The sequence below is a fragment of the Nostoc flagelliforme FACHB-838 genome, assembly GCF_014698065.1.
In the GTDB taxonomy this organism is placed as follows: Bacteria; Cyanobacteriota; Cyanobacteriia; order Cyanobacteriales; family Nostocaceae; genus Nostoc; species Nostoc flagelliforme_B.
In genome coordinates this window covers 25472-40936 of sequence record NZ_JACJSI010000010.1, presented here as the reverse complement: position 1 = coordinate 40936, position 15465 = coordinate 25472, and the positions used below count along the sequence as shown (strand labels likewise).

Annotated in this window: 16 protein-coding genes; 3 read left to right on the top strand and 13 right to left on the bottom strand. The window is 42.8% G+C overall.

Annotation, left to right across the window (positions count from 1 at the left end):
• Positions 1–102: 102 nt before the first annotated feature.
• From H6G97_RS07695 to H6G97_RS07665, 7 genes are all read right to left on the bottom strand, one after another.
• Positions 103–675 (bottom strand): DUF3727 domain-containing protein, encoded by a 573-nt coding sequence (locus H6G97_RS07695; RefSeq protein ID WP_190940071.1) that lies wholly within the window; start codon positions 673–675, stop codon positions 103–105.
• Between the two features lie 143 nt (positions 676–818).
• Positions 819–1295: a Holliday junction resolvase RuvX gene (gene ruvX, locus H6G97_RS07690; RefSeq protein ID WP_190940070.1), complete on the bottom strand. Its 477-nt coding sequence runs from the start codon at positions 1293–1295 to the stop codon at positions 819–821.
• 2 nt (positions 1296–1297) lie between these two features.
• Entirely contained in the window at positions 1298–2536 is a 1239-nt protein-coding gene (locus tag H6G97_RS07685; protein WP_190940069.1) for a GNAT family N-acetyltransferase, read from the bottom strand.
• Positions 2537–2764: 228 nt separating this feature from the next.
• Positions 2765–2971 carry a hypothetical protein gene (locus tag H6G97_RS07680; protein WP_190940068.1) on the bottom strand — a complete coding sequence of 69 codons (207 nt, stop codon included), beginning with the start codon at positions 2969–2971 and terminating at the stop codon, positions 2765–2767.
• A gap of 140 nt (positions 2972–3111) precedes the next feature.
• A complete protein-coding gene (locus H6G97_RS07675) occupies positions 3112–3603 on the bottom strand; it encodes a hypothetical protein (RefSeq protein ID WP_190940067.1) in 492 nt (163 codons plus the stop codon).
• 170 nt (positions 3604–3773) lie between these two features.
• On the bottom strand, positions 3774–5909 hold the full coding sequence (locus tag H6G97_RS07670; protein ID WP_190940066.1) for a pentapeptide repeat-containing protein: 2136 nt from the start codon (positions 5907–5909) through the stop codon (positions 3774–3776).
• A gap of 291 nt (positions 5910–6200) precedes the next feature.
• Positions 6201–6539, bottom strand: coding sequence for a hypothetical protein (locus H6G97_RS07665; RefSeq protein WP_190940065.1), 339 nt, complete (start codon positions 6537–6539; stop codon positions 6201–6203).
• 345 nt (positions 6540–6884) lie between these two features.
• On the opposite strand from H6G97_RS07665, the gene H6G97_RS07660 reads away from it, so the two are divergent.
• The gene (locus H6G97_RS07660) at positions 6885–7316 is read left to right on the top strand and encodes a hypothetical protein (protein WP_190940064.1); all 432 of its coding nucleotides are present in this window, start codon (positions 6885–6887) and stop codon (positions 7314–7316) included.
• 42 nt (positions 7317–7358) lie between these two features.
• Here H6G97_RS07660 and H6G97_RS07655 read toward each other — a convergent pair whose 3' ends face one another.
• From H6G97_RS07655 to petB, 6 genes are all read right to left on the bottom strand, one after another.
• Positions 7359–7730 (bottom strand): hypothetical protein, encoded by a 372-nt coding sequence (locus H6G97_RS07655; protein WP_163931695.1) that lies wholly within the window; start codon positions 7728–7730, stop codon positions 7359–7361.
• Between the two features lie 75 nt (positions 7731–7805).
• Positions 7806–8987: a glycosyltransferase family 4 protein gene (locus tag H6G97_RS07650; RefSeq protein WP_190940063.1), complete on the bottom strand. Its 1182-nt coding sequence runs from the start codon at positions 8985–8987 to the stop codon at positions 7806–7808.
• A gap of 55 nt (positions 8988–9042) precedes the next feature.
• Positions 9043–10011 carry a GDP-mannose 4,6-dehydratase gene (locus H6G97_RS07645; protein WP_190940062.1) on the bottom strand — a complete coding sequence of 323 codons (969 nt, stop codon included), beginning with the start codon at positions 10009–10011 and terminating at the stop codon, positions 9043–9045.
• A gap of 538 nt (positions 10012–10549) precedes the next feature.
• Positions 10550–10993 carry an ATP-binding protein gene (locus H6G97_RS07640; protein ID WP_190940061.1) on the bottom strand — a complete coding sequence of 148 codons (444 nt, stop codon included), beginning with the start codon at positions 10991–10993 and terminating at the stop codon, positions 10550–10552.
• 679 nt (positions 10994–11672) lie between these two features.
• The gene (petD, locus tag H6G97_RS07635; RefSeq protein ID WP_069068452.1) at positions 11673–12155 is read right to left on the bottom strand and encodes a cytochrome b6-f complex subunit IV; all 483 of its coding nucleotides are present in this window, start codon (positions 12153–12155) and stop codon (positions 11673–11675) included.
• Between the two features lie 252 nt (positions 12156–12407).
• Positions 12408–13055 (bottom strand): cytochrome b6, encoded by a 648-nt coding sequence (petB, locus tag H6G97_RS07630; protein ID WP_094332660.1) that lies wholly within the window; start codon positions 13053–13055, stop codon positions 12408–12410.
• 406 nt (positions 13056–13461) lie between these two features.
• Between petB and ctpA the strand changes: the two genes are divergently transcribed.
• Together ctpA and H6G97_RS07620 are read left to right on the top strand one after the other, a co-directional pair.
• Positions 13462–14706, top strand: a complete 1245-nt coding sequence (gene ctpA, locus H6G97_RS07625; protein ID WP_190940060.1) for a carboxyl-terminal processing protease CtpA — start codon at positions 13462–13464, stop codon at positions 14704–14706.
• A gap of 247 nt (positions 14707–14953) precedes the next feature.
• Positions 14954–15460 carry a GNAT family N-acetyltransferase gene (locus H6G97_RS07620; protein ID WP_190940059.1) on the top strand — a complete coding sequence of 169 codons (507 nt, stop codon included), beginning with the start codon at positions 14954–14956 and terminating at the stop codon, positions 15458–15460.
• The last annotated feature ends 5 nt before the right edge of the window (positions 15461–15465 follow it).

Here is a 15465-nt window from a genome sequence, read left to right as displayed (position 1 = left end):
ATTGAATGGGACATGGTAAAAGGTTTAGCTAGATTTTGATTACAATGAAAACTTTCAATTAAAAAATTCAAAATGAAAACGTTACATTTTGAATTTTTAATCTTATTCCACTTCATTAAAAAGATGTTCTTCTAACAGAGGCTGCACTTTGCGAAACTCCTCTGGAGAGAGTAATTCAGGTTCACCTGTTTTCGTTATCCGCGCAAAAAACAACAGGGGATCGAGGGGTGTATAAATTGCATACTCTTGATCTTCATCATAGAAGCTAGCGAGTAGCTGTAATTGTTCTGGCTCTAAATCTTCCCCTTCGTCTTCGATTTCTAAGGTAAAGAGTTCTGATTCTTCAACTGGCGGTAAATCACCTTCAACTGTCAAAGCATAAGCTGTGTTCTTCAATATCAGGTTCTGCTCAGATAATACAGCTTGGGCATTAGCAAAAATTTGCTCAATAATGGCATCATCTTCTACCAGAACCGCTTCTTCTTCTTCACCGTCACCTTCCCAAGAAAAAATCTCTACAGGTGAGTCTACAGGAAGAAGCAAAACATATTCTTGCTCATCAACCTCAAGTCGATGCTCTACATAACAGTCGAGCGATCGCCCTTTGTCATCGGTTAAAGTGATGGAACCCGCATGAGCGTTATCATTTTCTTCAGAGAATGGAGAGGAAAACATAGCCAAATGTAGAAATTTAATAAATACCAGCAAGTTTGGAAATCGCTTAACTATTTTTTAATGACATATTATGTCAAGCAAATAGCTTTAAACATAGATACAACAGCTGGCTAATCGTTTTCAGAATATCATGTTAAAAGGTATCAATATTCAATAGCCACAACTGAACTGCGGGAACTGGCACGCTTAACATCCAGCCATTGTTGCAAAATCAAAGCGGCTGCCTTGCGGTCAATCAAACCTTTATGGCGTGATGGGGAGCGGTTTTCAGCTATCAACAGTTGCTCTGCTTGATATGAAGTTAATCGCTCATCCATATATTCCACAGGCAGGTTCAATGCTCTAGCAAGTCTTTTAGTAAATTTCTGAACTTGACGGGCTTGAAATCCTAGTGAGCCATCCATTGAATAAGGTAAGCCCATAACTAGAACTTGCACCTCCCGTTCACTAGCTATTTGGCGGATTTGCTCGACATCCTGCTCAAAAGATGTACGCTCAATTGTGGTGATTCCCGTGGCAATTAAACCCGTGCGATCGCACCCGGCGACACCAATCCGCTTGCGACCAAAATCTAGCCCTAACGCTGAAATAAAAGGTTTTGGTTGCTCTTGGGATATCACAATTAATTCTCCTGCTGTGCATCTGCTGATTCAGAAATCGGCGATGCTTCCATGCTAGGGTTTTTTACCGAAAAATTAATCGGTTCTGACTTACTTGGCAATGGTTTATCCGACGATGGCAGCTTTCCTGGTTGTATCCATGACATTCCACCTGGGATAGGTTTACGTGCTGGTTGTAAACCTTGCAACATATCAGTCCACTGAATTCCTTCTAAGGAGACAAATTTAGACTCCCGTAGCTTGTGCCACACAGAGCGAGACATAACTAATGTATGTTCTATGCGTTTTGCTCCAATTCGCTCCAGATACTCTTCTCGCTCTGCCTGATAGTCTGAGGAGGCTAGCTGTAACCCTTGCTGGGGAAAATCTTGGGCAATACGAGCTAGTTGAGATAGTAATTCTGGGTACAGCCAAGTATAAGCAGGATGAACAGTCAGCGTTGCACTATGGGGAACTTCACCCTTACGGTCAAGCTGTACCTGAAAATAGCCGATCGCAGCTTTGCGCTGGGGTTCAAATACGTAACCACTGACTACTTCTGTTTTAGTCAGCCATTGCTTGACTGCATCAGTTAAAGCGCCAAACAAACTGGTTTTAAAGTCGCGGGTGTTACGGTCAAAAACCTGACGCACCAAAGGTGGCATTGATGCGGTATCTAGTTGATATAGCAACTGGGCATCAGCATTACTCACTGGCAACAGGTTGGGCAAGTCTGGCTCTGCTTGTGCCAATTCAGCCAGTAATTCTGGCCCAATTTCCCAGTATGTCATTTCCGCCAGACGCTGGAATCCATTTTGTCTATATAATGCCAGCGCCTCAATGTCATTGATGTTAACTTCCAGTAGCCAAGTGCGAGCTTCCAAAATCGATTCAAAGCAATGACGCAAAAGTTGCGATCCAATTCCTTGTTTATCGACACCACGCTCTAATAGCACTTGATCAATCCGCCAAGTACTGCGTGTCCGGTTAAAAGGTGATACTTGAATCATTCCTAAAAGCATCCGCCCTTGCTCTGCAATATAAGCACAGAGGCGATACTGGAGCGGGTTAGGAAACCAACTCAAAAATTTGAGTAATCCATACCAGCGACGCAGCCTTTGCATCTGGCTGATGGCAAAACCTGCTCCTTTGGGAGAAAGGGCTGCGAATGACTCTTGAGTTATGCGCTCAATGCCGTCCAGATCCCGGTATTGGACTGGTCGGATAACAACGCTGAGGTTTCTGGGAAGTAATGAGGTCATTTTTTATTTGAGCCGCCATTTAGCCTTAACTAACTGCTCTTCAAAGCAAGGAACTGCTGCAATAATCTTAACTAGTTTCTGCTCTCTACTATTGTGCCAAAAGGGTGATTTTAGTAACTTAATACTTAAAAAATCAGAAAAAGCAGACCTTGTGAGAACACCATTGGCATTGACCCAACAACATCTGCCCTTATTTTATTTGAATTTTGATTAAAATTTGTATATATTTTATAGCCCTTGTCGAGAAACTAGCTTTTCAAAGTGGGCTTGGGTTTCATGGAGTAATTGCTGGCGACTATCTACCAGTGTTTGTTTCAGGGTTGGAACAAGATTGCGAGCTTGCAGAGTCATGTGAAGTTGCAGGTTGGCAACATATTCACTGAAATCTTGATTCACTTCATCTACGCCCGCATCTTTTAATAAATTTGATTCCATTGCCACTGTGTTCTCCTATGTTAATCCTATGCTGTCTCTCTTCATGACCAAAAACTATCACGTTGTTTGGACTAACTTCTTAATTTGCAATGAAGTTTAACGCTTCTTAGGGATAGCGATCGCTTAAAGCGGGAGATCGATTAAAATCTCAAACCAACACCACCTTGTACAGAGATAGCTGTACCACCGCTATCACGGTAAGCATCAAAAGCAATAATGGCGTTGCCAAAAAGCACAGTATTGCTATTTGGGATCATATAATCAATGCCCGGTTGTAAAGCAAAACTAATTTTGTCCCCCACAGGAGAAGAACCACCACCACCAGCCAAAACCAACCCAGCGCCCAGGTAGGCATCAGCTTGCCAGTTAAGGGGAAAATCGTAAGAAACCGTTGGCACAACTGCGGTATTATTACCAATTAACACTTGGGCGCGGAGTGAAAGTGGCGCTTCCAAAAGCTTGTAACGTCCCGCTATCACCCCCCCCAATTGAATACCATCGGTAAAACCAATAGCGGGGCCTATACCGATATAACTGCCATAAGCTACTTGAGCTTGTGCTGGTTTAATACTCGCCAGACTTAAGACCAAGCCAGCCCCCAAAACTGAAACCAAATATTGAACACACTTCATAACCAACTCCTCACACCAATCTGTCATTTGTCATTTGTCATTGGGCATGGGGCATTGGGCATTGGTTATTCGCCTTGTCTTCCTCATCTTCCCCTGCTTCCCCTGCTCCCCCTGCTCCCCCTGCTCCCTCTGCTTCTTCCCTTCCCCTGCCCCTCTGCTCCCCCTCCATTCTACGGGCAACGGGGATGAATGCCTCCTTGAGTACAAATGTACGCTAATTGCTTAGAATCTAAATTTTTGGCTTGAGAAAAATCAACGCCTTGGACTACGGCAGATACTGAGCCTAAATCTGGGGTTTGGACAAATTGATCTGCTGGATCTTGTTTGCTAGGGGCGATAATTGCCCCTTTAAAATCTGCCCCGGCAACATTTGCCCCCCGTAAATCTGCAAGGCTTAGGTCGGCATTTTGCAAGTTAGCGTTTTCCATCTGGGCAGAACGCAAAACAGCACCAGCTAAACGAGTGGCGCTGAGGTTAGCATTACTGAGATTAGCACGATCCAAATAGGCTCCTGATAAATCTGCCCCTTGCCAATCACTGTTAGTTAAGTTGGCAAAGGATAATTGCGTTCCAATAGCAGTCACGCGACCTAAACGCGCTGCGTACAGATTGGCTTCGTTCAATTTAGCATCGCCTAAATCAGCCCCAGTCAAGCTGGCTCTTTCCAAAACTGCGTTTCGTAGATCAGCTCCAACTAGTTGGGTGCTGTTGAGTTTAGCGTCATATAGACGCGCATTGGATAAATTGGCTCTGTTGAGAGTGGCGCGGCTCAAATCGGTACGGTTCATCAAGACGCGACTGAGGTTAGCATCAGTCAGATTGGCTTGCTGCAACTGAGCTTGGCTTAAATCAGCCATTACATCGTCGTAAGTATCCCAGCGTCCATCTTCACCTGCACCTCGAAAGCGGCTACCTTTAAAGCTGGCTTGGTTAAGATTTGCAGATTTAAACTTAACTCCTGATAAATCAAGGTTGTCTAGTACCAAGTTGAAGAAAGAACTTCCCGGAGTACCGCTTTGACCTAATTGGGTGCTACTCAGGTCAATACCCTGGATTTTACCACTGTAAACAGAGAGAATCTTATTGATTGTTCGTTGGTTTCTTTGTAGCCGCCCTTGCCGTAATTCCCGCTCTTGGGCTGCACTGCTACCTATAGACTCCAGTTCGCTAACCAAAAACTGATTCTTATTTTTTAATTCCGGGATGGCTTGGGGCCCGACAGTTGTTAAAGCTTGTTGAATGGTATCCAGGACGCTGGGGTTGGTTTCGCTAACTAAGAGATCCGCCAGATATTTAATGGACTGTGGATCATTAATACCACCCATAGCCAGAATTGCACTTTGGCGTTGCTCATTAGTCGCCCCAGAGTTAGGAGTCAATTGGTTGCGAAGTTCGTCGAACTGTTCCCTGTTGATTTTCTGGGTTGCTCGCTGGGATTGTTGAATTTGGATATAAACTTGAGTGCCGATTAAAGTTGCCAACACAGCAGTCATACTCGTCAGCCCTATCCCAAACATGGTCAGATTAGGATTTTGCTGTATTCGCCGCCACAGATTAGGCGACTGATTGGTTTGATCTGCTGCTAATTCTTCTCCCTCTTGCCATTCTTCTGCTTCATCATTACCGCCAGCAGACTGAGCTTGTCTGTTACTAGCTAAGAGTGCATCTATTGTATAAGTGCCTGCGAGTTGATCGTGGAGTGCGCGACGCCCCCGGCGCGACGGTAAACCTATCCCTTCACCCACAATCATTAACAAAGATAAAAATGTGAATAATCCTAAATTCGGAAAAGCAAAGCTGTAGCGCCACAGTAGATAGGCGATGGAAATGGGTACAGTCCAACGCCCAAATCCTTCTCTAATTACAACTGCCCCCAATCCGGGGGGTTTCCCTTGCTCGTTGACAACCCGCACTTTGAACCAACGTTTAGGGATTGTGCTGCCAGTCTTAGCTAGTAAATACAATTGCCACCATGAGAGAGTTATAGGCGCTAACAAGGCAATTGTCCACAAAATATTAGTTGGCCATGCTACGTTACGGATGCCATAGCTTACAGGCAGAGCCAGGGGTCTAGCGATCGCTCTTTCTGTTACTACCAACACGGGGTTAAGCGGTACTCGATTCAGATCGCTTCTAGAATTGGTATAGACACCAATGCCGAAGGGAATCAACCCGCTAGTAACTACTAGTGTGATTTCAGCCGCCCAAGCAGCAAAACGTCTACTTGCTAGCAACACTGAATTGGCTCTTTCCGGTTTTTTTGACTGACCAGATTGATTACTTCTCCTGACAATTGGTGATGTCATCGTATAATTCCCTTTGATATTATTTCTATCTACGCCGCGATCGGCACAATTAAAATAGACTCAGCTAATCAGCAAAAAGAAAAACATATTGAAATAGGATTTAGGAGTTATACAGCAGAATTCAGAATTATTACTCCTGAATTCTGAAGTAAAACAGGTTTTATACCTAGCTTTGACACTTCGCTTGTGTACTTTACCTTCCTTGAAATCCTCTGTAAGTCAGAAGCCGTTTGTATTCTGGCTCCTGACTTTCATCCCTTCGAGCAGAATGCAAAATAAATGCATATCAGCTTATTGCTTACGTTTAAAGCTACCAGATACAAAAAATTTGTATCCAACATACACTAAGACTGCCAAAAGCGCCAGAGTGATTACAGATGCAACTAGTTTAAACACTGCTTGCAGCATCGCCAAGCCTACTAGCACCGTCACACCCAAAACTACCAGTTTTTTCGCCCCAGATAAGCTGTTGAACCAAATCTTAAATCGCTCCAGTTGCAAGTTGAAGCTGGCAAAAACAGATTGAGGCGTTTGTTTTGGTTTTTGTGAAACCACCCCAGGCGAGGAATTAATTTCTGCCTCCAACTTATTGAGGCGACGCTGTAAGTCTTCTTCTGGTTGAGGATTCATCAATTTTTTCTACCTCAGCTAGCATACTTCTTCAAGAACAGACAACAGACTAACCAAATTCTATTTTTGGTGGTTGTCTTAGTGATTTTAGCTAATGTCTGTGTGTGCAAGAACTTTCTAAACAGGGAAAAATGCTGTTTTTTTTCTTGCTTGCCTTCCAGACACCACTATTTATGATGTGGAGACGTTGTAATGCAATGTCTCCACATCAAATCTTCACAAATAATCCTTAACTAAATGGTATTACTTTATACGGCGGCTTTTGGAACCAAGATGGACTGCTGCCGTCAATTAAATTAGAAAGTATAACAATATTGCTCTAAAAAATCTGGAGCATTAACTAAAATGAAGACGCTTAGGCTACTTGCAATTGTTCCAACAGCTTTGGCGATGAGTTTGGTTTTCACTGAGGCGAATTTAGCACAGACACTAACAATCGAAATTAATCGCAATTTTCAACCAGATCCACTGGTTTTAAAAGGAAAGTCTGGGGGAACTGTCAAAAGTAATTGTGGCAATATTACCACTGGACCTAATCAAGTTATCCAGATTACAGAGCCACTACCTTATTTGCGATTAACAGTAGAGAGTCAAGGGAAGCCAACGCTTTTAATCGACGGGCCAGGAGGACGCTTTTGTGTAATGGCAGATAGCTACTCTGGAGGCAAGCCAGAACTTTCTGGTTTCTGGACACCAGGAACATACTCCCTGTATTTGGGCGAACTATCCCAGCAACAGTTTACTTCTACCCTCTCAATTTCGCAAAAAAATAAATAGTCATGAGTCATTTGTCTTTTACTAATGACCAATGACTCTTTACTAATCTTCAAGTGATTTAGCCGGAACTTCAACAGCAGTGACATCAATTGTGCCTTCTGGCGTGAAGCGCTGAAAATGACTATTTTGTACTAACAACGACTCCCCACAGTTGGGACACTGTAACTGACTGTTGTTTAAACCCGTAAATTCATATCTACAGACGGGACACTGATCGGCAACCAAGTTGCGTTGCAGCCACCAACGAAAGCCAAAAAAAGCCACAATGGGTGCTAAAAACAGCAACCCGACAATGATTAGCAACGAATTAACCAACCAACCCAAGCCCAGTGATGCCAGCAACCAAACAACTGCCAGCAGGGTGAGCCAAGGCCGGAGATTTAAAAGATTCAATTGAAATGACTTAAAGCTCATTTTTTAAATGTCGTCCTGCTCTCCTTCTAGGATAGCGATTTTAGTCATTTGTTATTGGTCATTGGTCATTTGGACTCAAATAGACTTCATTACTGGGGATAGAAGCATTTTTTGCAAGTGCTGTTGAAAGGCATCTATGCCAAACAGAGCGATCGCTTGTTCTCGCAGCCACTTTCGATCACATCGCTGATCATCCCCTTGGAGCATATATATACAAGCTGCTGCTACAGCAACAGGATTGCGGTGTGGTACTCGCCATCCCAGTTTACCATCCTGCAAGGGGTCAGCAGAGCCATCATCGTCACCGGATAACACCGGCACTCCACAAGCCATTGCCTCCAGATAAACAATGCCAAAGCCTTCTTGCGAAGGCATAATATAGGCATCAGCAAGGCGGTAATGTTCAATTAATTCTTCTGTAGCAACAAAACCAGCAAATACGACGCGATCGCTCACACCCAAATCTTTTGCTAACTGTGCCAATCGTGGTTGGTCATCACCACGACCAATTACCAAATATTTCACTTCTGGGAAAACTTGGGCGATTTGTGGTAATGCGCGAATTGTGACATCTACACCCTTGTAAATATCTCCTGACCATAACCGCGCTACTGTCATTAACACCTTAGCACCAGTTAAGCCATACTTCTGCACTAATTCTGGCTGCTTGGAACCAGGTGTGAATTTATCCCCATCAATTGCACAAGGCATCATCTGTACCATTTTGGGGTTTAAACTATTAGCAACACAAGCGCGATCGCGGCTGTAACGACTAATTGTCCAAATTCCAGCTGCTGATGTCAGGGCGCGACGTTCTTGATTTTTTAACGGTTCCCAGACTTCTTTACCGTAAGTTAGCACGGTGTAAGGAATCCCCAAGGGCTGGCAAAGAGTTTGGATTAATACTGCTAAGTTAATATGACCGCAGAAAACTTGCTGTGGACGGCTTTGCAACAGACACTTAAGTAAAGCTGCTGCCATTTGCAATCTCCCCAAATAGGGGGACTGATTTTTAAAGTAATGAAATTTTAAGTTCTCGTCTTCAAATGGATTTAAGCTATCAGGACTATCTCGCAGCAAAAAGACTTCTGCTTTGTAACCTTGGCTTAATCCTAGATAGGCGCGAAAAATATCTTTTATATATGATTGAATACCACCTTCGTGAGCAAAAATTTCTAAAAACACGAAGACATGGTTAGTTTGTTTGTTAACTTTATCACCTAAATTGAGGGTTTCTGTCACTGTAGTAATGTGCATCTTAAATTATTTACACTTGCGGTAAAGGGGCGATGCCTGCGGCAAGGACTTCATCCTACGCACCGCTTTTTAACCGCTCCAAATCTGTTTTTACCATTTTTTCTAAAAGTTCCTCAAAGCTGACTTGCGGTTCCCAGCCAAGGTTTCTTTTAGCTTTACTAGGGTTGGCTACTAGTTGAAAATGCTCATCTTGTCGCAATAAATTGGTATTTAATACTACGTACTTTTTCCAATGCAATCCGACAGACTCAAAGGCTGTAGCAACTAGTTCTCTGACACTGTGCAGTTTACCAGTGCCAATCACATATTCTTCCGGTTCATCAAATTGCAACATTAAGCACATGCCTTCTGCGTAATCACTCGCAAAACCCCAATCACGTTTAGCATCCAGATTACCCATTTCTAAAGTGTCAGTTAAACCCAATTTAATCGATGCAGCCGCTAAAGAAACTTTGCGTGTAACAAACTGGGGTGCGCGTAGAGGAGACTCATGATTATATAAAATTCCACTACAGGCAAATAGTCCATAGCGCTGTCTATGATGCACCATTGTCCAGTGGGCGTGCATCTTGGCCGCAGCATAGGGATTTTTAGGGCGAAAAGGAGTTTCCTCATCTTGAGGTGAAACAAATACATCGCCAAACATTTCTGAACTGCTGGCTTGATAAAATCTGGTAGATAAACCAACTTTTCGTACTGCTTCCAAGAGCCTGGTAGCGGTGCCAGTTATCAAATCCAGAGTTCCCAATGGATCGTTCCAGGAGTCGGGTACAAAACTGGGAGCCGCCAAATTGTAAATTTCTTGGGGACGCAATTGTTCAACTGCGGTCAACAGCGCCGCATTATCTCTCAACTCAACTGTAAAAATTTCTACCTGATTTGCTAGTGTTCCCAGTTTTGTCAAATTAGGTTGTCGATGCGGGGGTACTAATCCAACAACCCGATAACCACGGTTGAGGAGCAAATGGCTGAGATAGTAGCCATCTTGACCAGTAATTCCTGTAATTAGGGCTGTCTTAGTCATCTTTTGTCCCCTATTTTCTCTATCTCTTTAAGCACTAAATGGCACTTGTTGGAGAACAAAAATTAAGACTCTCAACACTGCTGACAAATATTAACAAGGAAGCTAGTGTAACTCGAATGTTATCTTTACTATATTCATTAATTCTTTTTATACAAAAATATTCTTTAAGATTTTACAAAAAAATCATGATCACTAAGCAATTTTACGTAAAAAACATATTACTACAACGCAAATAATTTTCAAAAAGAAGTATACTTTTATCAATCAAATAACAATGGATTTGAGCAACAACCTTTCTGCTCTTGATTCTGCTTTAAAATGAGTGACTCAACTTGCAGCAAAATCTCCCTTAGCACAGCGGCGACCATAGAAGAAGTTTTGTTTGTTGTACTCCTAAGTATAGTCAAGCTACACACTGCGTCTTGCACAAAAGGCAAGCCCTTCAACCCTACTGGTACTTCTTCCCTACGCTTTGCCTCTACTTAAAAGCCAAAGTTGCTATAAGAAGTGTTCTTATCTTCCTTTAGCTTTGACTATTTTACTTTTGTGCTTCTACAGAGTATTTAACAATGAGCAAACAATTTCTACCATCTGCACCCCGTTCGTATACAACACGGTCAGCCAACCGCCGGAGGAGAAACCATCCATACCCACCTACTTGCAGAGTACCTGGGGCTGGCTCTGCGATCGCATCAGGATTGAAAGGTTTTCCATAATCCCAAATTCTAATCTCTAGTCGGTCAATCCACAGATAAACGTTAATCTCAATGGTTGTTTCCGGCGGTAAAGCATGATGAGCGTGACGAACAGCGTTGGTAAAGCCTTCTGCTAATGCTAAATTGAGGCGATCAAGTTGGGTTTTTGACCAGCCAAGTCGAGACAAATGTTGCAGACAAAATTGCTCAAACCATTCTTGCACCTGGTTTAAGAGTCTGAGTTCGCTCTTAACCATCAGATGGTCTTGCTGCACTATACTAAGCATTAACTTTGACTTGAATGTAAATAAACCCAAGTTGCTAGTTATTAAATTTTGCCCTATTCGCAAAATTTCTCTGACATAGAAAAATCTAAATTTACATATTCTGTGTACCAAAATACAAAACATGAACAATTTTGGCATTTCGAGAGTTGTAACTAGCAACTTACCTTAAGTAAGTTAGAAATGTTTGTATTTCTTGAATTTTGGTGATTTGAGATTTTGTAATCGTTTTTACATCCAAAACTTCAAATTCCAGATGCAATCTGAACGATTGAAGAAGAATACAGAATTCAATAGACCGAGGTTTCAGACCACCACTGTCTTGTTAACCACTAAAAAAAGTATATTTCGTGGGTGACTTGAACCCGTTTATTCAGATGCTCTCTAGGAGACGCTACACGAACAAGCTTTAGCTTGCTGGGGAGGAATGTTAGCTTTGGGACTGGGAACTGGGAAAGAGTCTTTTTTCCAATTTGGTTGGGGTTTGAATCCCCATGAAAATTGTCCCAGTCCGCAGTCCCTAGTTCAATTCTGTTAGTGGTAGCGGGGCGTTTAGCCCATTCTGGCTTCTGACCTCTTGAATTATCACTGTTAAAATTGACGCCTGTTGATGGTTTTCAAAAGCATATCTACAATATGCTCTTGAAACTTACAGGCGTCAAAGCACTTTGTAGTGATTAACTTAGAATAATCCTAAAGTCAAAGATTTATCCAATGGCAAGGCAGCACCAATACCCAGCCACAAGGTTACAAGGGTACCAAAGAGGAACACTGTGGTTGCAACTGGACGACGGAAGGGGTTTTGAAACTTATTAACGTTCTCAATAAAGGGAACGAGGATTAGCCCTACTGGTACTGAACCCATTGCTAACACTCCTAAAAGTTTGTTAGGAAGCGATCGCAAAATTTGGAAGACTGGATACAAATACCACTCTGGCAAAATTTCCAATGGTGTTGCGAAAGGATTTGCTGGTTCACCGGTCATTGCGGGATCTAGCACAGCTAGAGCCACAATCGCCGCGAAGGAACCCATGATCACGATTGGAAAAACGTAAAGTAGGTCATTAGGCCAAGCGGGTTCACCATAGTAGTTGTGACCCATGCCTTTAGCTAGTTTGGCTCTTAACTGAGGATCGCTCAGGTCAGGTTTTTTTTGTGTAGACATTTTGAAATTTGCTCTCCTGCTTAAGTTAAATTAAAGCATTTGTGAAAGCTATCAGCTACTAGGCAAATCTAGCAGGCGGCAAAAAGCCTTTGTTACGGTCAGCCGCCTGGAGAGTTTCTACAGCTTTAGGCTTCAGATACAAGTGTTTGTTTTTTGGAACTTATGTACAATTAATTTTTCGTGCTTCATAAGTTTAAAACAAACAACTTCATCTGAAAACTGATAAACGTTGCTTTTGGCTAATAACTGAGATTACAAAGGCCCGGAAATGCCTTGTTTGCGGATCATCAAGAAGTGAAACAGCATGAAGACTGCGATCAACCAAGGCAGGACAAAGGTGTGTGCGCTGTAGTAACGAGTTAGTGTTGCTTGACCAACACTGGAACCGCCGCGCAGCAAGTCGGAAATCAGAACGCCAACTACAGGAATTGCTTCTGGTACGCCGCTAACGATTTTTACAGCCCAATAGCCGACTTGATCCCAAGGTAAGGAATAGCCGGTGACTCCAAAGGAAACTGTAATCACAGCTAGGATGACACCACTTATCCAGGTCAATTCGCGGGGCTTTTTGAAACCACCAGTCAGATAAACCCGGAAGGTATGCAAAATCATCATCAATACCATCATGCTGGCAGACCAGCGATGGATGGAGCGAATTAGCCAACCGAAGTTTACTTCATTCATGATGTACTCTACTGAGGAGAAAGCTTCAGTAACTGTTGGTCTGTAGTAGAACGTCATGGCAAATCCAGTAGCAAACTGGATGAGAAAGCAAACCAGGGTAATTCCACCCAGGCAGTAAAAGATATTGACGTGAGGAGGGACGTACTTGCTAGTGACGTCTTCAGCGAGTGCCTGAATCTCTAGGCGTTCCTCAAACCAGTCGGAAACGTTGGCCATACAATCTCAAGTTCCTAAAAGTCGGTTGCGGTTGATAAATCCCGAAGTTCTGAATCGGCAAAAGCTTCACTCAGACTTCTCTCCCAATTAGCATTTTTGGGATTTTAGTAAAGGGGAGTTTTTTTGTTTGCTTTTCAGCTTTTGGCGTGCTAAGAGACTTCAGAAACTTTACACTCTGTAAAGATGGAATATATTGCGATCTCTTTACGCCCCTACACAGAAAATGGTGGACACAAAGTAGATTTTATCCTTTGGTGAGTGGATACGATGCATCAGTTGACTGAACAACTTGATGAGAAAAATGCACCACTTCTATAAAAAAAGTAACATAATCGAGAGATAGATTTCATCAACAACAGAGCAAGTGGGCATTATCTAGGCAATTTGGGTTGAGGTGGAATTGATAATGGGGTTCATGAACAAACAAGTCTTTCGGGTTGGATTTTCATTGTTAATGGCGTTTTGGTTGGCGTTGGGTACGCTTACTCAGCCAGCGATGGCTTTGACGGGGGAACAAAAGCTGGTTTCGGAAGTGTGGCGAATTGTTAATCGCACTTATCTAGATGAGACATTTAATCATCAAAACTGGGCGGCAGTCCGGCAAAAAATTCTGGAGAAGCCGCTGGCAGACTCAAATGCCACTTATACGGCTATTGGTAAGATGCTCAAGAGCCTCGACGATCCTTTTACCCGGTTTTTAGATCCAGAACAGTACCGCAGCTTACAGGTCAATACTTCTGGCGAACTGACTGGGGTGGGATTACAAATTGCTTTGAATTCTGAGAATGGGAAGTTGGAAGTAGTTACTCCCATAGCAGGTTCACCAGCAGATAAAGCGGGGATTAGACCACGCGATCGCATTCTCAAAATTGAAGGCGTTTCTACAGAAAATCTTACACTTGATGAAGCTGCGACCAGAATGCGTGGGCCGAGTGGCAGCCTTGTTACTCTCCTCATCGAACGGGAGGGAGAAACAGAAATGGAAATTAGGCTGACACGCGATCGCATTGCTCTTAACCCTGTGGTTTCAGATTTGCGTGTTTCAACCGAGGGTACACCTATTGGCTACCTACGTCTTACACAATTTAATGCCAACGCCTCAACGGAATTGGCACACGCTATTTCTAGTCTAGAAAAAAAAGGCGCTGCTGCCTACATTTTGGATTTGCGAAATAATCCTGGGGGGTTATTGCAATCAGGAATTGAAATCGCCCGTCTGTGGTTAGATTCCGGCACTATCGTTTACACCGTTAACCGACAAGGCATTCAGGGTAGTTTTGAAGCTCTTGGGCCAGCCCTGACGAAAGATCCTCTGGTGATTTTGGTCAATCAAGGAACTGCTAGTGCAAGTGAAATTCTCGCTGGCGCACTCCAAGATAATGGTCGTGCTCAGTTGGTAGGCGAAACCACCTTTGGCAAGGGCTTAATTCAATCCTTGTTTGAATTATCAGATGGTTCTGGCTTGGCAGTTACAATTGCTAAGTATGAAACTCCTCAACACCGGGATATTAACAAACTAGGTATTAAGCCAGATAAGGTGATTTCCCAAGCAGCTATTAACCGCGAACAGATTGGCACCGAAGCGGATCTGCAATATCAAGCAGCCGTGGAACTTTTGGTTAAAAACTCGGTGGTGGCGGGGAAGGTGTAAAAGTTAGGAGTTAGGAATTGCCTTGTTCCCAGTCTTTGACTGGGAATAACCATTAAATGTTCTTTGAAAAGTTTTGAGGGGTAAAATTTTATGCTAATCGCCTCACTATAATACGGTTTATTTTTTTACTTGCATCAGAGCTTATCGATTGATTTAGCATTGCCGCACTCTTAACATTTTTGTAAAAAATAGAGATTCCTGTAGAATATCGACCAAACTGGATTATTAAAGAATTGCTTTTCAAATCATGCATATTCGTTGTGAAACTCTGTCAGACTATACAGTAATAGCTGAGGTGAATACATTAGCCTTTGGGCAAGAAAACGAGGCGAAACTTGTGGAGGAAATTCGCCGTTCTGACTGCTATATTTCAGAACTTTCTCTGGTTGCAGAGGTTGAAAATGTTGTAGTCGGTCATATTTTATTCAGCTACATTGATCTGGTGAGTGAAGAAACACTACAGGTACTCGGTTTAGCACCTTTGGCAGTTCATTCAAAGTTTCAAAGACAGGGTATTGGTAGCGCACTAATAAAAGTAGGGTTAGAACTAGCAGATGAAAGAAGAGAACCTATAGTAATTGTATTAGGTCATCCACATTTCTATACTCGTTTTGGTTTTGAGTCATCAATCGGTTATGATATTGAGTCTCCCTTTCCAGTCCCGGAGGATGTTTTCATGGTCAAACCACTGCAAAACTATCACCAAAGATATAAGGGAAAAGTTGTTTACCCAAAAGCTTTTCAGGGAGTATAATTTAA